The sequence below is a fragment of the Neolewinella aurantiaca genome, assembly GCF_008014675.1.
Lineage (GTDB): Bacteria > Bacteroidota > Bacteroidia > Chitinophagales > Saprospiraceae > Neolewinella > Neolewinella aurantiaca.
In genome coordinates this window covers 43,000-54,073 of sequence record NZ_VOXD01000039.1, presented here as the reverse complement: position 1 = coordinate 54,073, position 11,074 = coordinate 43,000, and the positions used below count along the sequence as shown (strand labels likewise).

Annotated in this window: 5 protein-coding genes; 4 read left to right on the top strand and 1 reads right to left on the bottom strand. The window is 52.3% G+C overall.

Going from position 1 to position 11,074, the window contains the following annotated elements:
* The first annotated feature begins 318 nt into the window (after positions 1-318).
* The 4 genes from FUA23_RS19435 to FUA23_RS19420 all read left to right on the top strand — a co-directional run bounded on the left by FUA23_RS19435 (position 319) and on the right by FUA23_RS19420 (position 8,851).
* Positions 319-1,533: a glycoside hydrolase family protein gene (locus FUA23_RS19435; protein WP_147932439.1), complete on the top strand. Its 1,215-nt coding sequence runs from the start codon at positions 319-321 to the stop codon at positions 1,531-1,533.
* 93 nt (positions 1,534-1,626) lie between these two features.
* On the top strand, positions 1,627-3,084 hold the full coding sequence (locus FUA23_RS19430; RefSeq protein WP_147932438.1) for an arylsulfatase: 1,458 nt from the start codon (positions 1,627-1,629) through the stop codon (positions 3,082-3,084).
* 134 nt (positions 3,085-3,218) lie between these two features.
* Positions 3,219-6,284 carry a T9SS type A sorting domain-containing protein gene (locus FUA23_RS19425; RefSeq protein WP_147932437.1) on the top strand — a complete coding sequence of 1,022 codons (3,066 nt, stop codon included), beginning with the start codon at positions 3,219-3,221 and terminating at the stop codon, positions 6,282-6,284.
* 38 nt (positions 6,285-6,322) lie between these two features.
* Positions 6,323-8,851, top strand: a complete 2,529-nt coding sequence (locus FUA23_RS19420) for a beta-galactosidase (RefSeq protein WP_147932436.1) — start codon at positions 6,323-6,325, stop codon at positions 8,849-8,851.
* A 294-nt stretch (positions 8,852-9,145) separates the two neighbouring features.
* On the opposite strand, the gene FUA23_RS19415 is transcribed toward FUA23_RS19420, so the two are convergent.
* Positions 9,146-11,047: an alpha-1,3-galactosidase-related protein gene (locus tag FUA23_RS19415; protein ID WP_147932435.1), complete on the bottom strand. Its 1,902-nt coding sequence runs from the start codon at positions 11,045-11,047 to the stop codon at positions 9,146-9,148.
* Between the last annotated feature and the right edge of the window lie 27 nt (positions 11,048-11,074).

Below are 11,074 nucleotides of genomic sequence, written 5' to 3'. Positions count from 1 at the left end.
TTTACGAATGTGTAGCTTGATTGATGACCGCCATCCTCCTAACGGCGGCGGCTCATCAATTCAAGTTACACATTTTTGCTTTCTCTATGTATAGGCCGATTGCCTCAGCACAAACTTAAAGGGCCGCGCCCAAAAGTGAGAATGTACCCGCAAACACCACCTAAAAACTGGCAGACACCCTCGTTGCAGCGTATTTGCTCACTTTAGCGGATAGTTACGTTTTCGCGCCGCGAAAACACCTTTAATCGATCATGCCGTTTCCCCTGCCAGATTTTGTTGAGGATTAAGCCAGGGCGAGCGCCAGAAAAAACATTGCAAATGGCCAGGTCTTACTTTACCCTACTACTGATATTCGTCGCGTTAGGCCTATGCGCACAAACGGAAAGCGATTTTTACCAGGACAACAGCACTGAGCTGACCATCCACAAAAACCTGCAGGTCGATTATAGCGTCGACGGAAAAGGCAGCCCCTCGGACAGTAAAATGTTGCAGCGGGCAATTGATCAGGTCGCCGCCAAGGGAGGAGGCATCATCACCCTTACTGCGGGAACTTATCACCTCCATAATATTGAATTGCGCTCCAATGTCCACCTCCGGATCGATAAGGACGTCGTGATTGAGCACCTCACCCAAAACCCAAAAAAGTCGGAAGACGTATTCATTCTGGCCAAGAACGGTGCTCCGATCGAGAACGTCAGCATTACGGGAATTGACGGAGTTTACACCATCAACCTGGAGGCGCACCCCCGTGGGGTGCGGGCCTTCAACGTCGGCGCAGCCACTAACTTCATGATCGCTGACTTCCTGGTGAAAGACCAGCGGAGTATGTTCTCCTGCGTAACCCTGGGCATCTCCACCACGGATGATGTGAACTACGTGCGCCCCAAAAACGGGGTCATCAAAAACGGAAACTGCCTCAATACGCTCTACGGTTACGGTCTGGTTCAGATGCAGGCCGGAGAGAACATTCTCTATCAGAACCTGAAAGGACAGGGCGGCGTAACCCTGAGGGCAGAAACCGGCCTCACCAAAATGAACGACCTGCAGTTTGGCGGGGTCGATAAGATCGTTGCCCGCAATATCTCCTGCACCGACGGCAACGCCGCCGTCATGATCTCGCCCCACGCCATGAAGTGCGGCTCCATCGATGTAGACGGGGTTACGGCCATCAACTGCGGCTTCGGCGTCCGGATTGGCGGCGGCTTCGTTTCCAAAAAATACAAGAATCCCGACCTGGAACCCGGCTCGTTCGAAAAAGTGGACGTAAAAAACGTGACGGCCACCTTCGGAGAAACAGCCCAACTGAAAGGGAAGCACCTGAAGTACCTTCCTGTTTACCGGGAGAAAATGCTGGCGTCAGTTCCTCAAAAAGGTAGTGAAGTGGTGAGCGGTCCTTCCATCGCAGCAGTGCTCTACGAAGCCAGCCATTACCGGAAAAACGTAACGATCAGCAACGTACGGGGAATCGGATTCCTGTGCCAGAAAGACATTATCGAGCCTACGGACAAGCACTCCACAATGGACTGCGAGTAAACTTCCGCACCGTCCCATCTCCCTGACAACCGGAGGAGGAACCAGAGTAAATACGCTGTGTTCCCGGCCCGGAAACCGCCTTAAAAAAATCCAATGAGAACTTATCATCTCTTCTGTACCGCAGTTGTACTAATCTTCACATTACTGGTCAGTTGCAGTGCCCGGCCGGGGAAAGCCGTAGCCACCGTTAAACCAAACATCGTGTACATCCTGGCAGATGACCTCGGCTACGGAGACCTGGGCGTTTACGGACAGCAGAAGTTCCCGACGCCAAACATCGATGCGCTGGCGGCACAGGGGATGCTCTTCACGCAGCACTACAGCGGCTCGGCGGTATGCGCACCGGCGAGATCTTCATTAATGACCGGCCAGCACACCGGTCATACCCCGATAAGGGGCAATAAAGAGCTTCCCGACCGGGAGGGGCAGGTCCCGCTGCCCGGCGAAGCGATCACCATTGCCGAAGTGCTGAAGGGTGCTGGCTACACCACGGCCGCTTTCGGCAAGTGGGGCCTGGGATACATCGGGAGTGAAGGCGACGCGAATGCGCAGGGCTTTGATGAATTCTACGGTTACAACTGCCAGCGGATGGCGCATCGTTATTACCCTCCTCACCTTTGGGACAACCAGAACAAGGTGATTCTGCCCGGCAACGACTGGATCAATACCGGGACTTACGCTCCCGACGTCATTCAGGAAGAGACGCTGGCCTTTCTGGAGGCCAGTAAAGACCAACCCTTCTTTGCTTATGTCCCCCTGGTGTTGCCCCACGCGGAGCTCATTGAGCCGAACGAGGAAGTGATGGCGCGTTTCGCCGGGAAATTTGAAGAAACGGCCTGGACCGAAGACCAACGGTACACATCAGGCTACGGTCCGGATATGGTTCCGCACGAATACACCTCGCAGGCCATGCCACGTGCGGCTTACGCGGCGATGGTTGTACGGATGGATGAATACGTAGGGGAAATAATGGCTAAACTCGAAGAGCTCGGCCTTGCGGAGAACACCATCGTGATGTTCACCAGCGACAACGGTCCGCACGAAGAAGGTGGAGCGGACCCGGCCTTTTTCGATAGTGCCGGCGGGCTTCGGGGTTTGAAGCGCGACCTCTACGAGGGCGGCATCCGCGCTCCGTTCATCGTTCGGTGGCCGGCAAAGGTTGCGGCGGGGTCGCGGAGCGACCATGTATCTGCTTTCTGGGACGTAATGCCTACGGTAGCGGACATCGCGGGGGTTCCCACGCCGAAGGGCAGCGACGGGGTTTCTTTTCTCCCTACCCTGACGGGCGAAGGCCAGCAGCCTGAGCACGACTACCTCTACTGGGAATTTCCGGCCAAAGGAGGCCGAAAAGCTGTACGGACCGGAGACTGGAAAGGAGTTGTGTACGACCTCATCAAACATCCGGACGGAGCCATTGAGCTTTACAATCTCGCCAAAGACCCGACCGAGAGCAACAATGTGGCGGATCACCACCCTGATGTGGTGAAGAAAATCCGGGGGATAATGGCCGGGGCACACCAGCCCTCCGCTCTTTTCCCATTTGCCAAATAGCAAAACAAGCTCTTCAACTTTTTATGCACCTGCGTTCGCGCCGTCTTATTGCCTTTTGGTATGACCATCTGGCGCGGGCGCGGGTGCATTGAGAGTTTTTTTGAATCAGTCGATCATCCAAAAATTCGTATTTCATGCAGCCTTACTTTTTCCTTTCACTGCTTTATTTCCTCTGTATTACGCCTCTGTTCCCGCAGGGGGCAATCCGAAGTTTCGACACCGGATACACCGTAACCAAGGTACGAACCGCGGAAGACCACAACGGAACTTACCTGATCGCCAGCACCCACGAAGGCACCATTCTGGCGATGAGTTACGACGGAACGATCAGGTGGAAAAACGAACTCTCCGGCTTCGTCAACCACGACGTTTTCTGCCGCGACCTGGACGGTGACGGTAAGGACGAGGTGTTGGTCGCCAACGCCAACGGAACGCTCTACTGCCTCAACGAAGCAGGCGAAGAACGTTGGACATTCCGCCAAAACGATGCCCCGATGTACGCCGTCTGCGCCCTGAAGTACGGCGATGAAACAGTTGTTGCCTGCGGGGGCTACGACCAGAACCTCTACTACCTGTCAGCAGAAGGTGAATTGATGAAAACCCTCGCGGCGGCGGACTATTCCGTTACCCGGTCCTTTGGTAGTGCCGCACCAGCGGGAGCCCGGGAAAACCACATTACCAACTTCCTGCGGGTGTATCCCCAGGCAGACGGCACCGAGGACTTGCTCATGCACGGAGCCAACAACTCGCTACAGGTAAAAGGCGACCTCTACTTCTTCGAAGCGCTGGCCACTACGCCTTATAAAACAGTACAACTCGATAACGATAAACCGATCGGAGACCTCAGGGTCACCAAATACTTCGGCGCGGGGAACGAGGAGATACTACTGGGGAATTCCACCCTGGACAACAAACAACAGGCCCACCGCTTTAAACCGGCTACCGACGAACACGCTACCTGCGAACTTCAGAACCGAAGGAGAGACCTGGCTGGTTTCGGGTACCGGGTTACCCAAAACGCGCTCCTTCCTGTTGGAACCGGTTACCGGTACCTCGTGCTTACCGGTCCGAGCATTATGCTGCTCCATCCTGACTTCGACGTCGAACAGGGGGAAATCATTTCCTCCAGCTACTCCTACAACGACCTGCATCACGACCATAAAAACCGACTGATCATTCTGGCCAGCAGCCAGAGTGGAGGCAGCGCCGTTCACTTTATCGATTACTCCAACCCGGACTGGAAAACAGCCTACCGCGACCTTCAGCCTCCCGGAAAAATACAGGAATTGCTGGCCAATGCCAGGGCAATGCGCAGCGACCTTACCAACTTCACCGCTCCCGCCTGGGAGCGGGCTCCGAAACCGGTTTATTTCGTTTCTGATCTGGCGACCAATACCGACGCGGGAATTGCCGGAACCATAGAAGAGCTCGAGGAAAACTACGACTCGCCCAGGTTCACGGGCTATAAATCTATGAACCAGGCCCAGGCGCCGGAGGACTGGAGCCGTGACACCATGAGCAATGAGTTTTATCGTACCCGCCGGGACAGCCGGCGCAACTACAACCTGACGGCTCAGGGAGTAAAAGACATCCTGTTCCCCATTTACGACCGCTTCGGCAGTATGGGAACCTGGGGCGGACACGGCAACGATCCGTACTTCTTCAGTTTGCCGTTATTGAAAGAAATCATCGACTACGCCGACGGCAGGAAGACCATCCTTATTTTCCCGGAGCTGGAGAATAACACCTCCGATTTTTCGTACGTCCTCGACAATCATTTCTACCCGCTGGCCGAATACGGGCAAACCCGCAACCTTCAGATCCATCTTCGAAACAAGCACGTTTTTTGGTTCGGTCCGGCTTATGAACCGCATTGGTCGCGGCTAGCCTCCGGAGAGTTTGCCGACGTCTTTGTACCATCGATGGAAGAGACTTCCGGTAAAACGCAGGACATGAGTTTCAGCGGGCGGATGGGCTACTGGCTCGGCGGCTCCGTCAATCAGTGGGGAACGAGGGCAGTCCCTGACAATGCGTCCTATGATCGGTTACGCCAGTTTTCGGACCAGCGCTTGCCCAATCACTTTCTACGCCAACTCGTGTACACAATCTCGAGCGGAGCCACACACCTCAACAACTTCCCCGTTAACCGGGAATACCTCGGTTTGGTTTGGGAACTGATCGCCAAGGGAGCGCTCTACGTACCTGAAAGAGGGGAATTGCTCAGCCTCTCCCCCGTCCACCTGAGTATGAGCCCGCATCCGGACGAATACTTTGTAGCCAACGGTACGGAAGTGAAGTGGCTTACGAAGTACGATGAGGCGACGGAAGCGGACAATAAGCTGGTCTTCAGTCGGCTCAACGGTAGCTGGCCGGGCGCTCCGGTAACGGAGTGGGACTTCAGCCGTTACGCCGCCAACGAGACGGAACGGAGGCTCAACTTCATTCCGTCCTACAACAACGGCTTGGTGCTTATTACTCCGGTCCAGGAAGGGGCTTTGGCCGTGAATGATGTTCCCCGGGGCAAGCTGATCGATAAGCTTCACCCATTGTACCGGGGTATTATGCAGGAATTCATAACCGATGGCCGCGACTACCTCTCTGCTGACGGGACCGTTCGGTATCCCGCTGAAACCTACTTTTCTACAGTCGAGAAGGCCATCGAAGATGCAGCGCAGGAGCTCCCCCTGACCGTCGACGGCGATGTGGGCTGGGTGGTTGCTCAGACGGCCCCCAACCACCTTCGCCTCACCATCGTCGATGGCGGATACCTTAATCCAACAGCAAAAAAAGCAACCGTCCGGTTTCATACCGCCATTCCTGTTTCAATGACCGATCTGCTGGACGGAACGACCTACGACTTGAGCAATCCCGGCGCAGTAGAAGTGAATATTCCTACCGGAATGTTCCGCTTTATTGACATTGAAATCTCATCCCTCACGTCCACTTCAGCTGCCGTGAGCACACCATCTGGATCTAAACTCTACCCCAATCCCGGAGGTGAGTTCATAAGGCTTGCAAGCACTTTCCCTCAGGGCACTTACGAGGTAACGGACTTGAGCGGCCGGTCCCTCTCCAGCGGAGAGATCACACATGGAACTGCCAGTATCTCTTTGGCCGGTCTTCCGGCTGCTGTTTACATCATCCGCCTGCGCAACCAAAGTGGCAGCTTGGAGGAGACACTCAAATTCATCAAAAAATAGGACAGTGTCTCTGTTGATCATTCGCTAAAAACAATATTATGAGGTATTTAAGTATTCTTTTTATCATCCTTCCTTTCGTTTGCCAGGGGCAATCCCTTGAAGAGACCGCACGGAATAAGATTACCGTTGTTCAAAGCTTAATCGAAACCGCAGAATCAGCGGGATTGTCTGCGTACAAGGAGAAAATGACGGTTCGGACCGCAGAGATATTTCTGCGCTATGCCAACTGGGACGAAGCAAACACGGCAGAAAACACCGGCTATTTTGAGGATGTCGCCATTTACCGGGACAGTGCTGAGCAAATGGCCCTGTTGTTACCAGATTTTGAGCGACGGGAAGTTATCATCATCCTTGATGAAGCCATTGCTTATCTCGAAAGACTTATTGCGGGAGAAGTGCACCGCAAGCCTACCCCGATTATTGACTGGGCTGAGGTAGAACATACCGGTGATCAGCTGACCTTCGGCGGCAAGCCGGTCTTTCTCTCAGATTACACATGGAAACCCACCAGCACTGAGTTTACAGCGTACCACGGTAATCAGGATGGTTTTTTTCTGACTCCCGGCTTCGTTACCGACGAAACAGGCTCCATCAGGCAGAACGTCACGAACGAACTTGCCGCAAAGCCCGAAGGGACAATAGGTTTTATTTTCCTGAATAACAAGAACGTTCCCGCATGGTCTAAAGATAAATACGGGAACGAGTTTGAGTTGCGCCTGAACACCTACACCAATTACGACATCGACAGCCCGGGAGCACGGGAAATGATGGGGATGCTTTTGGCGGGAACAGTGCCCCGGATGGCGGGTAAAAAGTACTCCGAACTGGGCTACATGTTATGCAACGAGCCTCACTTTTTCGTAAAAGAGGGCGAATGGGCTTCCGGACCGGTAACGCATTACACCATCGATAAATTCAAAGCCTGGCTGCAGGAGAAACACGGAAATATAGACAGCCTCAACACCCTATGGAACACCAGCTTCAGCGACTTTGAAAGTATCGAGATTGCCGTTCCGATTGCTGGAGCGCTGCAAGGTTCGCCACAATGGTATGACTTCATCCTCTTCAACCAGGAGCGAGTAACAGAATGGTACCGCTGGCTAAAATCTGAAATCCGAACGCACGACCCCGCCGCTAAAATTCACCTGAAAATAATGCCCAACCTATGGTCCGAGGAGCGCCAGGACCACGGCATCGATTTTGAGGCACTGACCAGACTGAGTGAAATAAGCGGAAACGATGCCGGCGCACGCAACAACCACATGTGGGGGCCCCGGGAATGGTGGGAAGACGACTATGCTTACGATTGGCGGGAACTGGCGATGAGTCACGACTTTATGAGGTCCGTTGCTCCCAACCAAATCATCTACAATACTGAACTTCACTACCTATCCACCGTAAAATCCCGGGACCTGTACCAGGACCCCGCTTACGCACGTGCAACCTTCTGGTTAGCACATACCATGGGGATGACCGCCTCACAGACCTGGTTCTGGCCCCGCTACGAAGATGGCTCTTTGCGCCCGAATCCCGGAAACGGATATGCAGGTTCCAACAGCCAGCAACCACGTATCACAAATGAGGTGGGAGCTACGATGATCGACCTGAACGCCCACGGTGACATCATTATGGCCATGCAGCGGCAGCGTAAGCCAATCCGTCTCTTCTACTCTAAAACTTCCGCTATAAACGCGGAAGAATACATTGATCACGTCTTCGATCAGTACCAGTCACTCTTTTTCGAGGGTGTACCGTTAGGTTTTGCGACCAAAGACATTATTTCACTTCAGGACCACGAACAATGGGACGCCGTCATCATCCACGCCACCCCTCAGGTCACATCTGAAGAGTTGGCATCCCTGCAAGACTACCTGGATGGCGGAGGAACAATTCTTCTGGACGGAGAAAGTTTGCTGACTGATGAATACGGTCGCCCCCATGTACCACTTACCCCTACAAATGGTACAATTGTGAGAACGACATCGGTTAATGACACAAAACAAAAAGCGTTGAGCCTTCTCTCCAGCCTCAACCGGCTCTCCGTTGTAAACCTGACAGAAACAAACGGAACCGAAACCCGGGGTGTGAGCTGGAAAACGGTAATTGACGACGAAGGAAAGGTTTACCTCTCAGCTGTAAACCTGGGAAACAAACCAGCTTCTTTGGAAATTGAACTGAAAGGGGCAAACAATCCTACTCTTCTCAATGACTTACTCAACGGGATTCCTCTTTCTCCCAATCCCACATTGGGCCCTAACGAAGTTCTCTTTGTAGAAGTCTCTGAAGACCGTACAACACAAAGCATTGGCCATACAGCCAATAAGTCGGATAAACTGGTAAAGATGTACCCAAACCCATCCTCTGGTTCATTCATTCTGGACTTCTTCGAATTCCAGCAGGAGGCCACGCTGACCGTTTACGATTCATCTGGCAAAGTCGTGTTTAATAAGAAGTTCACGAATATCCGGAAGATCGAGCATACCCTTGCTGATGCAACGCCAGGAAGTTACCTGCTGGAAGTTAACGCAGGGGGAAAACGCCAGCAGCTCGTTCTCTTGAAGCAGTAGAGCCGCTGGCATATCTTTACATCCCCCGCTTGTTTCCTGCTGGCTGGTCTTGAATGTTTCTACTCATATATAGTTGCCTCGGCCACCCCAGGTGACCGAGGCAACTATAGACACCAGTCAGGCAAATCAGACAAGTAAAACGGAAGAACGATCCCTGACCATAAACCAAAAGCATTCAGTATTCAGGTTCTGCCCGGGAACGGCCTGAAAACTTAATGCTCTTTTTGTTAGTCAGAAAGTCACGCTCTCAATTAACTCCGCTGCTCCTGCGGAACCGGGATGACCCATTATGTTTTACCTGAACTTCAGCCCTGATTCCTTCGCTCCCTCGTCCAGCATTTCAGTAGCGGAGCCTCCATAGCTATTGTCTTCAAAGATGATGTTACTTGATGCCCTGACTTTCACTGCAGGATTTTCGGGAAACAAACGGGAATAGGTTCTGGAATCGGTAATCGTATTACCCGTAAACCGAAGGTCATCTACATTATTGATCTCCAGCAGTAAGTTGTCAAACTGGTTGAACTGGTTCTTCGAGATGTCAATACCTGAGAAAGCAATATTCTCGTTTTCATCATCCGGTATAAACCTGATTACCCCCCGGTCGTAGCCGCTGATATTACAATCCTGAAAGGTATTATTGGTGATTGTTAGGTCAGTAACACTACCGGCTTCATACCAGTGGCCACTCTCTACAGGAACAAGGATAGCCTCCATCTCAGTGCCGAAGAAGTTATTGTCTACTACAATTTTCCTGGGCGTGGACAGAAGGAGGCCTCTGGCCCGGTTGCGGCTGATGTTACAGTTCTGTACCAGAAGCTCAGGATACGCATCGGTATTCTCTATCAGTTGCCCTGCATTTACCCCCTCAGGAATTGCCTCGTTGAAGGTGATTACGTGGTACCGGCTGTTGATTTTTTCAACGCTTTTAATGGTTAGCTCCGCAAAACTGAAGAAAGATTCTTCAAGGTCAACGACACCAATCCTTTCACCAGGGTAGCCAATCTGAAAGCCTTGTTGCTGGTGGTGTCCCATTCTGACGCCCAGTTTATTTGCCCCCAGGACATCCTGCACGATCTGGTATGTGCCGTGAATATTCGCCGCGTCGTCAAGCTGGTTATTGAAAGTACAGTCCGTGATGGAAATCTTGCCGCGGCACCCTACGAAGTGAGTTGCATCCGCAGTGGTACTGACCATACGGCCCTGGGAAGGGGTAATATTGAAGTTCCTGAGCGTAAGGTCTGTTGTATTTTCCGCAATGAGCCCCATGCCTCCGGCATGGTGTATATCTACATTCTCTCCAACAAAGTTCTCGCTGTGCACGATGCGTACCGCAGGAGCAATTCGGTTTTCCCACTGGTGGCCTTTGGCCGTAAGGATCATACCTGCTTCGGGTAACTTCTTGGTGTGGTTGTAAATCCTGACCAGCCCTGGCTCCAGTTGCTCCGCACGAAGGCGCCGTTCCTTACCCACAATGGTGTTTACTGCATCTCGTGGATCAACAGGGTACTTGTATTTGATTTTATCAAAATTCTTATAGGTCGTTCTCGCTACGCTTGTGAGCGGAGTATACTCCTCCGTTCGGTAGGCAATACCATTCGTTTTGGGATCATAGAGAATCGTCTGCCCGAGCGGATGCTCGTAGTAAGGCTTAACGAAGATGAGCTGACCGTTTCGAATCTCGTAAGGATACTCTTCCGAGATTTTAAGATCAAAAGTTCCTTCTTCCGGATTGTTAGCGACGATTAGGCCCTCGCTGTGGAATGAATCCGCCCAGTCGATTGCCAGGTTCTTGAGCGTAATATTTTTGCTTTCCTCGATCACAAAAGGGATCATTCTCCCGTGAAAAATAAAGGTGGATCCCTGCCCGTCGATGACCAGGTCGTGCATACCCGTCAGGGGGAAAGCAGTTCGGATGCGGACATCCTTATGGTTCGAGATGTAGCAGAACATTTCCCTTCCTTTTTCGGGGTAGAAATGATACGTACCCTTTTCAAATTTCACCTCCCGGATATCTTCTTTCCGCTCTGTGTTGAATGCCGAGAGCACCTCCCAGGTAGCATCATCGCTTATGTCTGTGCCGAATGAAACGGTAACAGGAAGGGCACTACCCGACTGAGCGATGGCCTGGCTGCAGCCATAGAATAACCCGCATGCTGCCAGGACGGCAGCACAAAAAAATAGTAATCTGAAATGCATTGTTTAAATTTTTATTCGATTAAATAA